The organism is Actinomycetota bacterium, from assembly GCA_005774595.1.
Lineage (GTDB): Bacteria > Actinomycetota > Coriobacteriia > Anaerosomatales > D1FN1-002 > D1FN1-002.
Map to the genome: position 1 here is coordinate 1 of VAUM01000008.1, position 17,549 is coordinate 17,549.

Below are 17,549 nucleotides of genomic sequence, written 5' to 3' on the forward strand. Positions count from 1 at the left end.
CTGGATGCCCTGCGTGACGCTCTCGATCGGCGCCGCGTACCCGGCGCCCGAGTTCACCCACCAGTAGGTCTGCGCGAAGCCGGGGTCCTTGAGGATCTCGGGCATGCGCACCTTGAGCGCCTCGATGACCTGCTTCGCCACGCCGAAGACCACCGCGAGCACGAGGAAGCGCTCCCACAGCGCGACGTGCGTCGGCGGCGCCTCGTTGAGCCGCGAGAAGTCGGTCAGGTACTTCTTGAGCGCGTTGTACTGGGCGAACAGCTCGTTGGCCTCGGACGAGCGGCGCGGCGCGTTGAACGCGAGCACGAGGATCACCGCCGCGCAGATGACGCCGATCGCGCCGAGGACGAAGCTGCCCGCGTTGACCGCGCACACGACCGTCCCCACACCGACCGCGATGACGAGCGTGCCGAGCGTCCACTGTGCGACACGGCCGCCCTGCTCGAAGAAGCCGAGCTTCTCGGCCTCGGCCTTGACGACCGCCTTCCACCCGTTGACGCCCGCGACGTAGGTCTCGGCATGGGCCTTCGCGTAGGCCTTCAGCCCCTCGACGGTCAGCGTGTCGCTTCCCGCCACCTGCGTGAACAGCAGGTCGACGAGCGCCCGGTCGACCTCGTGCAACCCGCCGGTCTTCGCGGAGTCGAGCTTCAACTGGTAGGTCTGCGTCTCCTTCGTGCCGAAGAGCCCCTGCTCGCGCTCGGTCACCGGCATCATCTGGATGACGCCCGTGTTGGCGAGGTCCATCAGCTCGGCGCCCATGTCCGCGTCCTCCACCGAGCCGAACCGCATGAGCGAGCCGACGATCGCCGGACGCAGGTCGGGCCGCGGATCCTCGCGAAAGTAGTCGCCGACGAACTTCGGCTTGTACTCGCGGCCCTTCTTCAGGAACAGCGAGATCGAGAACGCGAGACCGCCCAGCGAGATGAGCAGACCGAGCCCCCAGCAGCCCCAGACGCCGGCCTTCGCAGCTGCGCGCGCCGCATTCGACTGGGTCTCCCAGGCCTTCTCTTCCGCCAACACCTCGGCCTTGCGCGCGCCTGGCGTGACCTTCGCCTCCGGCAGTGCCGCAGCGGGAAACAGGGCGCGGCCCTCAAGCCACGTCATTGCGGGCAGGTCATCCATGACAAGGGTGATGGCGCCATCGTCATCCGCGGAAGAGACACCCGCGAGCTGCTTGGCGCTCATGTGCATCCAGAAACTCACGTCCTGCTTCGTAACGCCATCCGGGAACTTGATGTGAACCTCGACGCGGCCGGTGGGGTTCTCCCACCTGTCGCTGACGAACTTCCAGTACAGCTCGGCTGTGTCATCCCAACGGGCCACGGCACCATTGACGACGTAGGTGATCGTGAAGTCCTTGGCTTCGTACGCAGTCTGGTGGTAGACCTCGGCGTGAACCATCGAGCCGTCGTCGGTGACCGCGTACTTGCCCGCAGGCCTCGCAGCATCGGGAGCGTCGATGCGCTGAGCCGGCACCCCTGCGACCTGCATCCCGGTCACCTCGATGGACACGGCGTCGCCCAGTTCGCCGCCGCTGCGAGGCAGGTCCCAGTAGACGCGCGTGAATGAGTCGGCGAAGTCGAAGGTGCGCGTCTCGATCACCCGCATCGACCCGTCCGGCATGATCTGCGCCTCGATGACCGACTTCGGCATCGAGTACTCCTTGGCGAATGCCGGCGCCGCGGGCAGCAGCACCGCCGCCGCGCACAGCGCCCCCGCCAGCAGCAAGCCGAACCGTCGCGTTCTCACGTGACACCGCCCCCTCACTTGTCGCGCAACCCCGCGAAGAACTCCTTGAGCAGCGCAGCGCACTCCTCGGCGAGCACGCCGGTGGTGACCTCGTAGCGGTGGTTCAGGCGCTCGTCACACGACAGGTCGTAGAGCGTGCCCACCGCGCCGGCCTTCGGGTCCGTGGTCCCGTAGACGAGCCGCTCGATGCGCGCCTGGTGCATGGCGCCGGCGCACATGGGACACGGCTCGAGCGTCGCGTAGACGGTGCAGTCCGACAGGCGCCAGCGGCCTAGCCGGCGTGAAGCCTCGCGGATCGCCATGAGCTCGGCGTGCGCGGTGGGATCGTGGTCCGTCTCGCGCGTGTTGTGCGCGCGGGACACGACCGCGCCCTCGCACACGACGACGGCGCCGATCGGCACCTCGCCGGCCAAGGCGGCCTGTCGCGCCTCGTCGAGCGCGAGCGCCATGCAGGTCTCGTCGTCCACGCTTGCGAGTATAGCCTTCGCGGACGGGCGGTCGTGCGCCGGGCGGCGGCATGATGCGCAGCGGCGAGGGGAACATACGCTTCGGGGTGAGGGGCCGCCGTGCCGGAGGTGGCACCATGGAAGTCCGTGCGTCCCTGCTCGAACTCGCGTTGTGCGTCTCGGAGGCGGCCGACCTGGTCGACCGGCACGTCGTCGACCATCACCGGCGAGTCGCGTACATCGCTCACCGCATCGCCGCACAGATGGGCCTGTCCGAGGCCGACCGCGGCCGCGTGACGCTGGCCGCCGCGCTCCACGACATCGGCGCCCTGTCGCTCGGCGAGCGGCTGCGGGCGCTCGACTTCGACGTGCGGCTCGTCGAGCACGCCGAGCCCGGCTACCTGCTGCTGCGTGACTTCGCCCCGTTCGCGGACATCGCGCCGATCGTGCGCACCCACCACGTCGAGTGGGCGGACGCGCCGCGCCACGTACGCGAGGGCGTCCCTGTCGACGAGTTGAGCCACGTCCTGTTCGTCGCCGATCGCGCCTCCGTGCTGTTCGACGCGAGCGCCGAGCCGCTCGGCCAGCGCAAGCGGCTTCTGGCCGAGATGCGCGAGGGCGCCGGGAGGCGCTTCATGCCCGAGGCCGTCACGGCGCTGGCCCGGATCGGACGCGAGGAGTCCTTCTGGTTCGACATCGTGACGCTGGCGAACCGGCCCGGGCTGCTCGGCGTCCAGGACCTCGCCGCGGCTCAGCAGGTGACCGTCGACCTGGGCGAGTTCGCGCGGATGCTCGCCCGCATCGTCGACTTCCGGAGCCGCTACACCGCATCGCACTCCTCGGGCGTCGCCGCGTCGGCCGGCGCCATCGCGGAGGCGCTCGGCATCTCGGGCGACGGGGCCGACGAGGTCCGCGTCGCCGGCGGCCTGCACGACCTCGGCAAGCTCTCGGTGCCGGTCGAGGTGCTCGAGAAGCCCGGCAAGCTGGACCGCGAGGAGAGCGCGGTGGTGCGTGCGCACGCGTTCCACACCGGGCGCATCCTGTCGTCCGTCCCGGCGCTCGCGCGCGTGGCGGACTGGGCAGGGCACCACCACGAGCGGCTCGACGGCAGCGGCTACCCCGACCACCTCACGGCGTCGAAGCTCTCGCAGGGCGCCCGGATCGTGGCCGCCGCCGACGTGTTCTCGGCACTGTCCGAGGACCGTCCGTACCGTCAGGGCATGGGACTCGGGCGCGTGCTGCACACGATGGACCACATGGCCCACGTCCGCCGGCTGGACGCGCACGTCGTCAACGCCGTCCGCGACTGTGCCGGCGACGTCAGCGACGCCCGGCGTGAGGCCGCGGAAGCCGGCCGCGAGGCGTACGAGCTGGTGGCCGGCGCGGCGGTCGCGTAGGCCCCGCTGCCCGTGGCGCATACTGTCCTCAGGCGGGCATGACGCGACGCGCGAGGAGGTCCGCTGGAGGATGGACGGCCGGCTCGGCTACTACGCACGGTGGGCGTGGCGCGCAACCGTGACGCGGCGGCCCGGCCCGCTCGTCTACGGCATCGCCCCCACCGACAGGTGCAATCTCACCTGTCGCGGCTGCGCCATCCCCGGACGCGCCCGGCCGGACATGACGTTCGACGCCCTCGCCGCGCTGCTCCGCGACGCACGCGCCCGCGGATTCCGCGAGCTGTACTTCACGGGCGGCGAGCCGATGCTGTGGCGCGACGGCGGGCGCACGCTCGACGACGCCATCGCCGAGGCGAGGCGCGCAGGCTTCTACCACGTGCACGTGTACACGAACGGCACGCTCGGGCTCGCGTGCGGCGCGGACCTCGCGTGGGTGAGCGTCGACGGCCTGCCGGAGACGTACGGGCGCCGTCGCGGCGACCACTTCAGCGAGGTCGAGGCCGCGATCCGGGCGCCGGGGCACCCGAGAACCGCGGTCATCTACACCGTCGACCGGACCACCGAGGGCGGCATCGAGCCGTTCCTGCACTGGGTGCGCGACACCGCCCTGCCCGTGACCGGGGTGATGTTCTACTTCCACACCCCGTACTACGGCCGCGACGAGCTGTACCTCGACGCTGACGAACGCGCGCCCGTGATCGACCGCCTGCTCGCGTGTATCCGCGATCGCCTCCCCGTGCTCAACTCGCGCGCCGGCCTGCTCGCGCTGCGCTCGGGCAGGTGGGCGCGCCGCACGCCCGCCGCCGCGGTGGCGGACGTCGACGGCGAGTCGGTCTGCTGCCGCGCGTCCGACGAGGTCTGCGAGGACTGCGGCTACGCCGCCTGCACCGAGATCGTCGAGGCGCTCCGCCTGCGCCCGAGCGCGGTCCTGGCGATGGCGAGGTACTGGTGAGCGGGCCGGGCACCGGCGTCTCGCGGCTGGTGACGCAGGCCGTGCGGCGGCATCTCGTCGGACCGGAGCAGCGCTGGCGGTTCGAGCCCCCGCCTCCCGGCTGGACACCGCCGCGCGTGGAGCGCACCTCGCTCTACCTGCACGTGCCGTTCTGCCGCAACTGCTGCCCGTACTGCCCGTACACCAAGGTCCCGTACCGTCCCGAGCTGGTGGGACCGTACACCCGCGCCGCCCTGCTCGAGGTCGACCGCTGGGCGGACGCCGTCGGCGACGCCGAGGTGACGAGCATCTACGTGGGCGGCGGCACGCCCACGCTCGCGCTCGGCGCGGTCGCGTCCGTGCTGGCGCGCATGCGCGAACGCTTCCGCATGACCGGCGACGCCTGCATCGAGACCGGCCCCGCCGACGTGGACGAACGCGTCGTGGAGCAGCTGCACGCCTGCGGGGTCGAACTCGTGTCGCTCGGCGTGCAGTCGTTCGACGCGAAGCACCTCGCCACCATCGGGCGGCGCTACGAGCCGGCCGTCGCCGAGAGCGCGCTGGCGCTGCTGGCGGCGGGCGGGTTCGCGTCGGTGAATGCGGACATCATGTTCGCGCTTCCGGGCCAGTCGACAGCGGACGTGCTGGCCGCGCTCGACCGCGCCGCCGAACTGGGAGCGGACCAGGTGACGACCTACCCGCTGTTCACCTTCCCCTACACCTCGGTCGGCGAGTACCTGCACCTCAGGGGCGTGCGGATGCCGGACCTCGCCACGCGCCGCGAACAGTACCGCGCGATCACCGGCTGGGCGGAGCGCAACGGCTTCGCGCGCGTGTCGGTGTGGGGATTCAAGCGCGGCGACGCGCCCCGATACTCGTCTGTGACCCGCGACGGCTACCTCGGCATCGGGCCGGGAAGCGGCTCGCACCTGCCGGACGGTTTCACGCTGAACACGTTCGACCTCGGCGAATGGGAACGGACGCTTTGCCAAGGCCGCTCGCCGATCGCGCTGCGGATGCCGTTCGACGGCGAGATGGGCGGCTGGTGGTGGTTGTACTGGCGCTTCTACGACACGCGCATCCCGATGGCGTCGCTCGACGACGAACTCGGCGCCGACGCCGCCAAAGCGCGCCGATGGCTCGCGGCGGTGCGCGCGGCCGGGCTGGCCGAGCGCCGCAACGGTACGATGGAGTTGACGGACACGGGCACCTTCTGGCTCCACTTGGCGCAGAACCACTTCGCGCTCGCGTACGTGGATTCGGTATGGACCGGCGCGAGGCGCGAGCCGTGGCCGGACCACGTGGACATCTGAGGGGTGGAGACGCGATGAGGACGACGATCACGTGGCTGGCGTGCGCAGCGCTGCTCGCGGCGGTGGCGCTCGGAGCGAGCGGCTGCTGGTGCCCCGCGACGGGCGTGGTGTCGCGGCTGCTGCGGCCGGAGACCGACAACGCACGGCCCGAGGAGGACGGCCCGCTCGCCGAGGACGCGACCGGCACCGCCGAGGCGGACGGCGCGGGAGAGGCCGCGGCCGAGGGCTCCGGCGGACAGGCCGCCGAGCCGGACGACACCTCGGCCGGCTACGTCCCGCCTCCGGGCGTCGAGCCGCAGGACCTGTTCGTGATCATCTACGCCAGCGAGTCCTCGGAGCAGGCCGCCGAGACGAAGCGGGCCCGGTACCAGGGCCAGTACGGTGACGCGGCGCCCATCCTCGCCGTCGACCAGTCCGTCCACTACGACGGGCTCAAGCCGGGGTACTGGATCGTGGTGTCCGGCTACCGCGACCGCGAGACCGCCGCCCAGGACCTCGACTGGGCGAAGCAGCACGGCATCCCGGGCTACATCAAGCAGGCCACCAAGCTGTGCGACGACGAGATCGAGGTCTTCGAGCTCGGGGACTGAAGCGGCGCGGCCACCTCCGCGCGCTACACTATCCGCGCGCGGAGGGGTGGCAGAGTGGTTGATCGCCCCGGTCTTGAAAACCGGTAGGCCCTTGCGGGTCTCGTGGGTTCGAATCCCACCCCCTCCGCCAGCCTTCGCCCGCCGAAGACGCGAAGAGCCCCGCGCATCTGTTCGCGCGGGGCTCCTTGGCCCCGCGGCGCAAGGACACCCGCCGCGTGACGTTCGTCCTCCCCCGGGAGGTCGTTTCCTCTAGCAGGCCTGCCGCATCGTGCCGGCCTCGGCCCGGTGACGCTCGACGACGCGCATGGCACCGGCGATGTCGTTCGGGTACAGCTCGGACGGCACGGCCCTCGGTCCCGCCAGAGCGAACACGACGTGGCGGGCGCACTCCTCGCCACCGCGCCCGCACAGGTTCGCCTTCAGGATCGGCTCGACCGGACCGAACTTCCCGGCATGCCGCTCGAAGAAGAAGCAGAACTCCTTGCACTCACACTCCTGCGATGCCATACGGCATCCCTCCAAGCATCGTTCGCGTCCGGCAGAGCGCGTCGATCGCAGCCGACAGCCTCGTCTCCGTGCAGCAGTCTCGGCCCTGCCGGCGCCGGACACCATCGCCGGGACGGGCACGGTGCGCTCGTCCGAAAGTACGAGGGAAGATGCGGCCGCGCCTCGCGGGCGATGCGCGTGACCAGCCGCGGCTCAGGCTTCTTCGACGAGCCCCCGGCGGATCGCCTCGCGCACGGCCTCGACGCGGTTGCGCGCCTCGAGCTTGCGGTACAGGTGCGCCAGATGCGTCTTCACGGTGCTCGCGGACATGTGGAGCCGCTCGCCGATCTCGTCGGTGGTCAAGCCGTCCCGCAGCGCGACGAGCACCTCGGCCTCCCTCGGCGTGACCGACTCGCCGTTGGCCACGCTCAGGTCGCGCATCCGGCGCATGACCTCCGGGCTCGCGTAGAAGTTGCCCGCGGCGACCTCGCGCACCGCCTGCGGCAGATCGTCGGACGAGCTGTCCTTGAGCAGGTAGCCGTCCACGCCCGCCTCGAGGGCCATGACCATCTCGGCCTCGGACCGCACGCCGGTGAGGATGAGGATGCGGACCGAGGGGGCGACCTGCTTGGCCCGCCGGGCGAAGTCCGCGCCGAGGCCGTCGGGGAGGCGCATATCCATCACGACGACGTCGGGCTCGCAACGGTCGAGCGACGCGATGAACGGGCAGCCCGCCTCGTACGCGCCGACCACCTCGAACTCCGTGTCCCGACCGAGCACGGCCTCGATGCCGTCGCGCACCACGCGGTGGTCGTCGACGATCGCGATCCTCAGCATGCAAGCCCTCCTAGCATGGCATCCACACCTGCACCCGCGTGCCCTCGCCCGGGCCGGTGACGAGCGAGAACCTGCCGGAGTGCCGCTCGCCGCGCGATCGCATCCCGCGCAATCCTATACCCGCGGTGCGAGCGTGCGTCGTATCGAACCCGCGGCCGTCGTCAGTGATCGACAGCGTCACCCCACTCGCCTCGAACGCGAGCTGGACGCGAACGTTCTGCGCACCGGAGTGACGCCAGACGTTGGAGAGCGCCTCCTGCAGCACGCGCAGAAGGTCCCTGCACGCCTCCTGATCGAGATCCCGTGCGCTCCCGCGCACGTCCAGGACGACCGACAGCCCCGACAGCGTGGCGAACTCCTCGACATAGCGCTGCACGGTGCCGGCCACGTCACTCTCCCCCTCGGAGCCCTCCCACTCCAAGACCGAGAAGCGCAGGTCCGTGAGCGCCCCGGCCACGCAGGCGCGCACCTGTCCGAGCCGCGCGTGGACGTCCTCGGGTCCGTCGGAGCCGAGCGCGGTGTCCAGCAGCAGGCTGGCACCCCGCAGCCGGCGCACCACGGTGTCGTGCAGCGCCCTCGTCAGGCGGTTCCGCTCCTCGGCCACGGCATACTCGCCCGCGTGCGCCCGAAGTTCCAGATGTCTGCGGGACATCGACACCTGCTCGGCGAACAAGCCGAGCAGTTCCAGCCGCTCGTCGGAGAAGCCCGATCCGTCTCCGCTCTCGACGACCATCAGGCCGGCCGCCTCGTCTTGGCCGGCGATCGGGACCACGACGGCCGGCGCGTGCACGGCCTCACCGCACACCACCGTGTCTTCCTCGATGAGGATCTGCCGTCCCGCGGCGACCGCCTCGGCGAGGAGCTCGTCGTCTTCGGATCGCGTCGCCGAGGCGCCGCGCCCGCCGAGGACGGGAACCGCGCGCCCGTCGTCCATGAACCAGATCCTCACGCTCGAGAAGCCCATGTCGACCAGCGAGGTCAGGACCACGCCGAGGATCTCGTCGGAGTCCGACCTGTCGAGCATCGCCTCGCCGACGTCCAGGAGCGCCACGATCTCACGCTTGCGGCGATCGACCTCGGCGCGCGTGCGGGTCAGCGCCGACGCGTCCTCGTTCAGACGCCGCCGCACGCGATCGAGCGACCTCACGCTCCCGACGCCGTACGCCCAGATCGTCGAGAGCATGATCACGCCGAAGAAGTCCTGAAGCCCTCCCCAGCCGAACACCTGCGCCGCCGGCCAGCCGCGCAGGAGGCAGACCACGACCGAGGCGGTGCTCCACGCGAGCCCCCCGGCCAGCCCGACGGCGACGCCGCCGTACAGCCCGGGGATGAGCAGGGTGCAGGGCGACAGCACCCAGAACGGCTCACTTGTCCCGGGACCGGGGCCGTTGTCGATGAAGTACAGCGCCGTGAGCAGGGCGAAGTCCACGATGGCGAGCCATGGTCCGCGCTTGACCGCCTCGCTGACGCGCCGGTCGAACAGCGTGAGCACGAGGAGGTAGGCCGCAGCCGCCCCGATCCCGAGCCACACACGCTCCGCGCGCGGCCCGGCGTCCGGGGACAGGATGCCGCTCGTCACGGGTATGACGGCGAGAAGGAGCCACCTCACGACCAGGACGCCTCGAAAGAGCGCGAGGTCGGAGTCGGTGCGCCATGCCGCCGCCATGCGCTCCCGGAGATTCAGCACGGCAGCCACACCTGCACCTGTGCGCCACCGCCGGGCGTCGACTGCACCGACAGCCTGCCCGCGTGGCGCTCTCCGCGGCCGCGCATCTCGCGCAGTCCGGCGCCGGACCCGTGCGTGACCGAGCCCTCGTCGAATCCCACGCCGTCATCGGCGACCGCGAGCGTGACCCCGTGTTCGCCGAACGCGAGCCGCACCTCGACGTGCGAGGCCCGGGCGTGGCACCAGACGTTGCCCAACGCCTCCTGGAGCACGCAGAGGAGGTCCTTGCGCTTGTCCGCGCCGACATCGCGCGGACGGCCACAAACCGTCAGGTCCACAGGCACGTGCGCGAGCGCGGAGAACTCGTCGGAATAGCGCTCCACCACGTGCGGGAGGTCGTCCTCCCACGCCAGGCTGTCCCACTCGAGCACCGAGAAGCGCAGGTCGGTCAGCGCGCCCGCGACGCCGGCCTTCAGCCGGACGAGGTCGGCGCGAAGTGCGTCCGGCAACTCCGACCCGAGCATGGCGTCCAGCAGCAGGTTGGCCCCGTACAGCTTCTGCACGACCGTGTCGTGCAGCTCGAGCGCCATGCGGTTGCGCTCTTGCGCCACCGCGAACTCGCCCGCGCGCTCGAGCAGGCGCAGGTGCTGCCTCGCGACGGCGATCTGCGCGGCGAACAGGCTGAGCAACTCGATGGTCTGTTCGGAGAGGAGCGACTCGCCGCCCTCCACGACCAGGACACCCGTCACGCCCTCCCCGAGCACGGGAACGAGCACCGCCGGCGCGCGCACGAGGGCACCGCAGAAGGTCGCGTCCTCGACGAGCGTCACGGTCTCCCCGCCACCGGTCACTCGCGCGAGCAGCGCGTCGTCCTCCGCATGCGTGGCCGTCGTGCCGCCCTCCGGAGGCATGAGGGCCGCCGTGCCATCTTCGACGCGCCAGACGCGCGCACCGGGGAAGCCCGCGTCCGACAGGGCGTCGAGCGCCACGCGCAGGACGTCGGCCATGCGGCTCCGGCCCAGCATCGCACTCCGGATCCGGTGGATGGCGAGCACGTTGCGCGTGTGCTCGTCGAGCTCCCGGACGGCGCGGTCGAGCTGCTCGCGGCCGCGCTCCGACTCCTCGACCGCCCTGCGCAACCGGAACGCGGTCCGGGACGCGTACATCCAGACGACGGCCACCACCGCGTAGTCGACCGTCAGCACCGCGACGAGCGAGGCCTCACCGTTCGCCGCCAAGACGGCGGGCGCCGCGCCCCGGAAGGCGAGCGCCGCCAGCTGGATGACGCCCATCGATAAAGCGCCGGCCACCGCGGCCGGCCACGTCCCGTGGAGGCTCGTCATGAGGATCGAGCCCCAGCTGTACGTGTACAGGGGGCTCCACCCCTGCGTGCCCCCGCACAGCGCGAGCGCGGCGGCGGCGACCAGGTAGTCCACGACGGCGAACAGGCGGGTCCTCATGTGCGAGGCGTACACCCGGCGCCGCGAGCCGGTCAGCACGACGTGGTAGGCGACGAGCCCGGCGAACACCGCCGGGAACCCCGTCATGTCCATCTCCCCCGTGGCGAGGTTGCGCAGGTAGAGGACGCCCTCCACCACGAGGATGCACCAGCGGATGACGAGGACCGCGGTGAACAGGCCGAGGCCGGAGGGCGCGCGCTCCCCCCTCGGTCCATGTGTCGATCGCTTCAGCAGGCCCATGCGCCCCCCGCACGTGCACGCCCCTCGCGCCTATCGTCGCACAACACTCGGCCCGGCTCGACCCCGCCGCGACGGGCGGGGCGAACGGCGCCTCGCGAGCCCGCGCCGCGGGTATCTACCGTATGTGGCTCCAACGGCTCACGAAGGGGAGGTGCCCTCCGATGACACAGCAGACCCACTGGCCCTTCGGGCAGGATGCGGGAGCGCCGAGCTCCAGGGCGATGCGCAGGCACGGCTCCGCGGCGGCGGCAGGCATGATGAAGGTCCCGACGTTCCGCCAGCGCGCGGTGCGCGACCGCCTCATCGTCGGCGGCAGGGCCCACACGCGGAAGCGCGGGCTGAGCTAGAGGCCCCGGCCGGCCCCGGCACGCGCCGGAGCCGGCCGAAGCCGCACGGCTACTGCAACGCTGCGTACACCGCGTCCCGCACCGCCTGGCTGACCGCCGCGGTCCCGCCGCAGTACCTCACCTCGAAGATCTCGAGTTTGTGCGCGATGAGCGCGGTGCGCACGGACGAGGCGAGCGACGCGGTCGGGGTCAGGAACAACAGGGCGTTCGACTCGCCCTGCACGGGACCGGCCGCCAGGGCGTCGGGGAACTTCTCGCCCGTCGCGATCGCGAGCTTGTCGTAGGAGTTCGCGGTGTTGCTCGCTGCCCATGAGGCGAACGCGGCCGACTGCGCCGAGTAGTCGGCGTTCGACGCGACCCGGGTCACGGTGCCCGTGATGCCTGCGTCGATGGCCGACTTCGTGGCGTCCGTCACGCCCGTCGTCGACGTCGAGCCGACTACGTACGCGTTCGTGACCCCCGCCGAGACCAGCGCGTTCTTCACGTTCGTGTTCACCGTGGCCGAGTTGTTCGTGAGCAGGACCGGCCAGGTGTTCCGATACGCGATCGGGCTGGCGAGCAGCGCGTCGGGGTAGTTCGTGCCCGTGACGATGAAGGCCTTCTGCAGCCCGGTTCCCTTGACCGTCCGCACGCGCGCCGCGACCTGGATCGCCGTGGCGTAGCGGTCGGCGCCGGCGATGCGCATGACGGTCTCGCCGGTCAGCGAGCTCTTGATCGAGTTCTCCATGCTCGTCGATACCGCGGCGGTGCCGCCGATGATGTACACGGTGAACGACGCCCGGCCGCTCGTGAGGCGCCTGATCTCGGCGGCGGTCTCGGCCGGCAACGACGCCGTCGGACCGTTGACCAGGATGATCGGCGAGCGGATCGCGCCGGCGAGCCCTGCCGCGCCGAGCGCGTCCGGGTAGTTGTGCCCGGTCGCGACGATGACCGCACCACACGCACCGGTCGCGAACGTCGAGCGCGACATCGCCAGCCCGGTCCCGTACCGGTCCGCGCCCGCGATCTGCACGACGTTGATGACGCGGAAGGCCGACGCAGGCTTCGCCGGCACGGAGTACGCGTGGTACGTGTAGGCGCCCACCTGCACCGCGTGGTCGGTGAACGCGGCGTAGTACTGCGAGCCGGCCGGCGCCGCCTCGCTGCAGCCGGTGGCCGTCACGCTGGCGGCCACGAGCGTCGCCGAAACGTCCTGGGCCTCGACGGGCCAGGTGTCCGGACGTCGCGCGACCGAGTACCCCGACCAACCCGTGTACGTCGTCGGCCGCGACCATGTCACCGCCACGCCGGTCGCCGTCGCCGATACCCGCACGGCGCGTGGCGGCTGCTGCGGCATGCCGACGGCGAAGGCCGGCGGCGACCAGCTCGTGCCGTCGCTCGTGAATGCGGCGTAGTAGTAGAACGTGCCGTTCGTGAGGCCGGCGTCGGTCGCCGTCATCGACGCCCCCGGCGTGCCGGACGCCTCGAACGCGACGACCGCGCCGGAGTCGTCAGCGCTCACGGGGAACGCATCGGTGCGCCTCAGGATGCGGGTCTTCGCGTAGTCGGCGTAGTCCGGCTCCGTCCAGCGCAGGTAGACCGTCTGGGTCGCGCCCGCGGTGCGCAAGCGCTCGACCGGGCCGATGTCGGTGCTCGTATACGCCACGCTCCAGTTCTCGACATACGGCGTGTCGAGGCCGTCGCCCCCGAGGTCGAAGCGCACCCGCGCGCTGAAGATCCCGGGCGGGATGGCGCTGAGTGCGATCGTGTTCCCGCCGTTGCCGAGCGGCACCGGTCCGACGAACACCTGGCCGTCCTCGGACAGCACCGTCACCGAGCCGGTGGTCCCGGCGCTCATCCGCATGTTCACCACGAGGTTCTGCCACGAGTCGATGAACCGACCTTCCGCCGCTTGGATCGGGACGGACAGCGCGGTGCCCGTCGTCGTGAAGTGGACCGGCGCCCAGGTGGCACGGAACGCGTCGAGGACCGGCGTGACCGAGGTGTCGCTCGTCTCGCGCCCGTACGCGGCGCGCCAGCGCACCTTCTCGGTGGTCAGCGGCAGGCTGAGCGCCGGGCTCGAGTCGATCGAGAACCACGGCGACCACTCCTCGACGAAGCCGCCCGCCGTCATCTGCGCAGCCGGGTAGAACGAGACCTCGTAGCGCGCCGTCGTGCCGGTCGGCTCGGTCGCGTCCCACTCGAAGCCGCGGAAGTCGTAGTCGTAGTTCGGAGCCGGCGTGCCGTTGGGCACGAGCTCGTACGCGGCTGTCCCCAGCGGCGCGTAGCCCGCGGTCGCTGCGATCGCGTGCCCGATGCGGCGCCAGTAGGTCTCGTAGCACTCGGCCGGGTTGCCCCGGTTGCCGCGGTCGATGCCGTCGTAGTAGACGTGCCACACGCCTGAGGTCGCGTCGTAGGCCGCACCCGAGGCGCGCACGCCGTACTCGTCGAACGCGTACGGATCCCCGCTCGGTGCGAGCGCGAGCCCGCGCTTCGTCCACGTCACGCCGTCGGTCGAATCCGCCGAGCAGACGCGCTCGACGCCGGCAGTGTCGACCGCTGAGTACCACATGCGGAACGCGGGCGTGGCCGACGCGTCGTAGGTGACCACGGGGTCGCGTGCGCTGCCGCCGTCGTACTGAGAGGCGCTGCCCCGGCTGACGACGGCACTCGCGTCGCGGACCCAGCCCGTGGTGAGGCTCGTCGTCTTCGCACGCCCGATCTCCCACACGCCCGCGTTGGTGTTCAGGTTGCGGCCCGCGTAGTACATCCAGTACTCGCCGCCCACGCGAACGACGCTCGGGTGCCCGACCGACGCGGCGTCGAAGCCCGACCCGTCGGCCGTAAGGACCGCCGTCGCGTTGCGCGTCCACACCGTCAGCGACGACTCCGTCGTGCGCGCGAGCCCGATAGACGACACGCTGGGCGCGGCGTTGTTCGTGCCCTCGTACAGCAGGAAGAGGGCGCCGCCGCTCGAGACCACGCTCGGCGCCGACGCCCCGCTCGCGTCGTGACTGCCCGCCGCACCGGTCTGGAACAACGCCGCGCGGGTGGCGTCTCCCGTGCCGTCCTTCTTGTACCAGCGCGAACCGTCGGGCGAGCACGCGAGGCCGATGCGCCACTGCAGGTCGCGGCCGGAGCGGCCGGCGTAGAACATCGTCCACGGGGTCGCCGCCTCGGTCGCCACGACGGTCGACGACGTCACGACGGTCTCGGTGGTGACGACCGTCTCGGTCGTGCCGATCGTGTCCGTGCCCTCGATGCTGTACGTCGTGGTCACCGAGTACGTGCTGGTGACCGAGTAGGTGGTCACGAGCGTGACGTCGATGGTGGTCGTGGTCGTGATCGGAACGACGCAGGCGTTGGCGGCGCGGTTGGTGTCGAAGCGCGTCGCAGGCTCGGACCGCGCGAGCACTTGGCCGCGACCGGTCTCGGTGTTCTGGCCGTTCCAGACCGCGTAGCCGATCGCGTTCCGCGACCAATCGCCCGCGCCGCCGTTGCCCGTGTAGTAGATGCGGTACGGCGTGGCGGCAGGGGTGGTGTCCTTGAGCACGTTCGCCCAGAAGACGTTGTTGGACTCCCATGCGGCGTCGCCGGGGTCGCTGAAGTTCCCGTCGTACAGCCAGCTCACCGTGGTCGTCGTGAACTCCGGCTTGGCGAGCAGCAGCTTGTACGCCTGGCCGCCGGTCTTCCGGCCGGCGAAGACCATCCGATAGGGCTTGTCGGCAGCGCCGTCGTACCAGACCCCCGGCGAGAACCATCCGCCGTTCCAGTTGCCGTTCGCGCCGCCCATGGTGATGACGCCGCCCTTGTCCCACAGCGTCCCGAAACCGCTCCCCGTGGCGTTCGTCGAGGTCGCGTAGCCGACCTGGCGTCCCTTGACGCCCCACGACGGGTACGCCGTGTACCACATGCGGAACACGCTGGTCGTCGCGTCGTAGCAGACGGTCGGTTCGCCCACGAGATAGCCGTCCTCCCGGCCGGCCCCGCCGGGCTCCACGGCCGCGACCGGCATGCCGGACGCATCGGCGGACTTCACCCACGCGATGCCGTCCGACGAGACCGCCGAGCCGATCGCGCCCGAATAGCCGCCGAGACCGCCGTAGTACAGGTGCCACGCGGGCGTCGAGCTCGCGCTGTAGGTGACCGCCGGGCGCACGAGCCCATACTGGTCGAAGGAGCCGACCGGCCCGAGGTCGAGCACCGCTCCGCCCGTGCCGGAGCCGCGCAGCTTCTCCCACGGGTCGTTGTGCCCGCCGTCGGTCGAGGTCGCCTCGAAGACGCGCTGCGTGTACCCGTCCGCCGCGACGCCCGTGTAGAACATCCGGTAGTCGTTCGCGTTGACCTTCACCACGCACGGCGCCCCGACCTCATAGCTGTCGCCGGCGTCCGACGTCGCGAAGCTCGCCGACACGACCGGGCTCGACGCATCGAGGGTGAACGCGGCGTCGGCGCGCGTGAGGCGGAGCACGCCTGCGGCGCTCGTCGCCCCCGGCGAGCCGGTGGCGCCGCCCGAGGCGGTCGCCTCGAGCGTGCTGAGGCCGATGACCGGCCCCCACGCGGTGCCGCTCGTGAAGTCGGAATACGAGTCCCACGTGCTCACCGTGGGCGTGCCGTCGGTGGACAGGCGCAGCCCGCCGAGGGCGTCGATCGCCACGCCGGAGGTCGAGCTGGCGTCGAACGCCGAGAGATCGGACAGGCCGTCGTAGAACGAGAAGTCGTCGGCCGAGTAGGGGAAGGCCGCCGGCACCGCCCACAGGAGAACGCCGAGGGCGGCCCCCGCGCCGATGGCGAGCAGGGCCCGAACGCTTCCTGAACGTGTCATCTCGACCCTCCGGGATCGGACTCCGGCGGCGGGTCGCGAAGGCGTCGCCGCACCGGCATGGGCGTCTCGCGAGCACGTGCGTTGGGAGGACCGGCGCCCTGATGATACGCCCGTCGGCCTGAAGACGCCGTGATATCATGCACACCGCGCCGCCGAGCGGTCGCGTGCGCGGAGAGCTGGCCGAGTCGGTCGAAGGCGCTCGCCTGCTAAGCGAGTAAGGGGCTATAAGCTCCTTCCAGGGTTCGAATCCCTGGCTCTCCGCCATTTGACTAGCCCCCCTGCCGGTGGCAGGATACTCAAGCCCTTCGGGGCACCACGCGCCCTTAGCTCAGTGGATAGAGCGTCTGACTACGAATCAGAAGGCCGCAGGTTCGAATCCTGCAGGGCGCGCCAATCGAGACTCCCAGAAGGCCCCGCGAGAACCGCGGGGCTTCCTGCTTCCGTCGAACGGGCATCTACCCCACACGGGGGCGCGCACCCGCGCCCGCCCGTCGGCCAAGGAGGCTTCGCCATGCGCACCGTCCGCTCCGCCCCGCTCGTACTCGCGGCGATCGCGATCGCCACAGCGCTCACACTCGCCGGCTGCCAGCCGGCCGTCGTCGCCTCGTCCGCCGCGCTGCCCGACACCGTCACCGTCCAAGGCTTCGGCACGGCGCTCGCCGCACCCGACAAGGCCGAGCTGTCCTTCTCGGTGTTCGCGAAGAACGCCGACGCGAAGGCCGCGATGAGCAAGGCCGGCGCCGACGGCGAGGCGATCGTCGCAGCCCTGAAGAAGGCCGGCGTCGCCAAGGAGGACATCCAGACCACGGGCGTGACCCTCCAGGCCGAGTACGCCTACCAGGAGGGCGAGTCGCCGCGCATCACCGGCTATCGCGCGGACGTCACGGTGAAGGCCACGGTGCGCGACATCGCCAAGATCGCGGACGTGATCACCGCGGGCACGCAGGCCGGTGCGAAGAGCGTCGCCGGACCCACGTTCCTGCTCGACGACGACAACCCCACCAAGTTCGAGGCGGTGAAGCGCGCGGTGGCCGACGCCAAGGCGCGCGCCGAGGCGATGGCCGGCGCCGGCGGGCGCAAGGTCGGCGAGGTCGTGAGCATGGCCGACTCGGCAGTCGCGGCCGAAGCGCCGTCGGCCCTCGAGCGCGCGTACGCCACGAAGGCCGACATGGCGGGCGCGGTGCCGCAGGCCGCGATCGAGCCCGGCCAGCTCGAGATGACCGCACAGGTCACCGTGGTCTACCGGCTGAAGTAGCGCGGCTTCGGCAGTCGCGGATGAGGAA

At 71.3% G+C, this 17,549-nt stretch carries 12 protein-coding genes, 3 tRNA genes and 1 pseudogene; 8 read left to right on the forward strand and 8 right to left on the reverse strand.

The genetic code is table 11. The features are described 5' to 3' along the window. Nucleotides 1-1,749: DUF2207 domain-containing protein (locus FDZ70_00860; protein TLM80387.1), on the reverse strand; the 1,749-nt coding region annotated here is incomplete at its 3' end. 14 nt (nucleotides 1,750-1,763) lie between these two features. Continuing rightward, nucleotides 1,764-2,198, reverse strand: a complete 435-nt coding sequence (locus FDZ70_00865) for a nucleoside deaminase (protein ID TLM80398.1) — start codon at nucleotides 2,196-2,198, stop codon at nucleotides 1,764-1,766. Between the two features lie 68 nt (nucleotides 2,199-2,266). Here FDZ70_00865 and FDZ70_00870 point away from each other — a divergent pair, with 68 nt between their 5' ends. The 3 genes from FDZ70_00870 to FDZ70_00880 all read left to right on the forward strand — a co-directional run bounded on the left by FDZ70_00870 (nucleotide 2,267) and on the right by FDZ70_00880 (nucleotide 5,836). Further along, nucleotides 2,267-3,592: an HD domain-containing protein gene (locus FDZ70_00870; GenBank protein TLM80388.1), complete on the forward strand. Its 1,326-nt coding sequence runs from the start codon at nucleotides 2,267-2,269 to the stop codon at nucleotides 3,590-3,592. A gap of 70 nt (nucleotides 3,593-3,662) precedes the next feature. Next, nucleotides 3,663-4,544 carry a radical SAM protein gene (locus FDZ70_00875; GenBank protein ID TLM80389.1) on the forward strand — a complete coding sequence of 294 codons (882 nt, stop codon included), beginning with the start codon at nucleotides 3,663-3,665 and terminating at the stop codon, nucleotides 4,542-4,544. Further along, nucleotides 4,307-5,836, forward strand: a complete 1,530-nt coding sequence (locus FDZ70_00880; GenBank protein ID TLM80390.1) for a radical SAM protein — start codon at nucleotides 4,307-4,309, stop codon at nucleotides 5,834-5,836. Before FDZ70_00875 ends, FDZ70_00880 begins: the two co-directional genes overlap by 238 nt. Before the next feature lie 108 nt (nucleotides 5,837-5,944). On the opposite strand, the pseudogene FDZ70_00885 reads toward FDZ70_00880, so the two are convergent. Next, nucleotides 5,945-6,103, reverse strand: a pseudogene (locus FDZ70_00885) (cellulose-binding protein). A 363-nt stretch (nucleotides 6,104-6,466) separates the two neighbouring features. Between FDZ70_00885 and FDZ70_00890 the strand changes: the two are divergent. Next, nucleotides 6,467-6,556: transfer RNA gene (locus FDZ70_00890), tRNA-Ser, on the forward strand. Between the two features lie 119 nt (nucleotides 6,557-6,675). Here FDZ70_00890 and FDZ70_00895 read toward each other — a convergent pair. The 4 genes from FDZ70_00895 to FDZ70_00910 form a co-directional block, all read right to left on the reverse strand. Then, nucleotides 6,676-6,933 carry a hypothetical protein gene (locus FDZ70_00895; protein ID TLM80391.1) on the reverse strand — a complete coding sequence of 86 codons (258 nt, stop codon included), beginning with the start codon at nucleotides 6,931-6,933 and terminating at the stop codon, nucleotides 6,676-6,678. A 192-nt stretch (nucleotides 6,934-7,125) separates the two neighbouring features. Beyond that, nucleotides 7,126-7,749, reverse strand: a complete 624-nt coding sequence (locus FDZ70_00900; protein ID TLM80392.1) for a response regulator transcription factor — start codon at nucleotides 7,747-7,749, stop codon at nucleotides 7,126-7,128. A gap of 10 nt (nucleotides 7,750-7,759) precedes the next feature. After that, nucleotides 7,760-9,445, reverse strand: a complete 1,686-nt coding sequence (locus tag FDZ70_00905) for a hypothetical protein (protein TLM80393.1) — start codon at nucleotides 9,443-9,445, stop codon at nucleotides 7,760-7,762. After that, nucleotides 9,430-11,115 (reverse strand): hypothetical protein, encoded by a 1,686-nt coding sequence (locus FDZ70_00910; protein TLM80394.1) that lies wholly within the window; start codon nucleotides 11,113-11,115, stop codon nucleotides 9,430-9,432. Before FDZ70_00910 ends, FDZ70_00905 begins: the two co-directional genes overlap by 16 nt. A gap of 161 nt (nucleotides 11,116-11,276) precedes the next feature. On the opposite strand from FDZ70_00910, the gene FDZ70_00915 reads away from it, so the two are divergent. Further along, on the forward strand, nucleotides 11,277-11,462 hold the full coding sequence (locus tag FDZ70_00915) for a hypothetical protein (protein ID TLM80395.1): 186 nt from the start codon (nucleotides 11,277-11,279) through the stop codon (nucleotides 11,460-11,462). A gap of 49 nt (nucleotides 11,463-11,511) precedes the next feature. Here the strand turns inward: FDZ70_00915 and FDZ70_00920 are convergent, their stop codons facing one another. Then, nucleotides 11,512-16,266: a hypothetical protein gene (locus FDZ70_00920; protein ID TLM80396.1), complete on the reverse strand. Its 4,755-nt coding sequence runs from the start codon at nucleotides 16,264-16,266 to the stop codon at nucleotides 11,512-11,514. 170 nt (nucleotides 16,267-16,436) lie between these two features. Between FDZ70_00920 and FDZ70_00925 the strand changes: the two genes are divergently transcribed. The 3 genes from FDZ70_00925 (at nucleotide 16,437) to FDZ70_00935 (ending at nucleotide 17,521) form a co-directional block, all read left to right on the forward strand. After that, nucleotides 16,437-16,530: transfer RNA gene (locus FDZ70_00925), tRNA-Ser, on the forward strand. A gap of 53 nt (nucleotides 16,531-16,583) precedes the next feature. Beyond that, nucleotides 16,584-16,659: transfer RNA gene (locus FDZ70_00930), tRNA-Arg, on the forward strand. 118 nt (nucleotides 16,660-16,777) lie between these two features. Then, the gene (locus tag FDZ70_00935) at nucleotides 16,778-17,521 is read left to right on the forward strand and encodes a DUF541 domain-containing protein (GenBank protein TLM80397.1); all 744 of its coding nucleotides are present in this window, start codon (nucleotides 16,778-16,780) and stop codon (nucleotides 17,519-17,521) included. The last annotated feature ends 28 nt before the right edge of the window (nucleotides 17,522-17,549 follow it).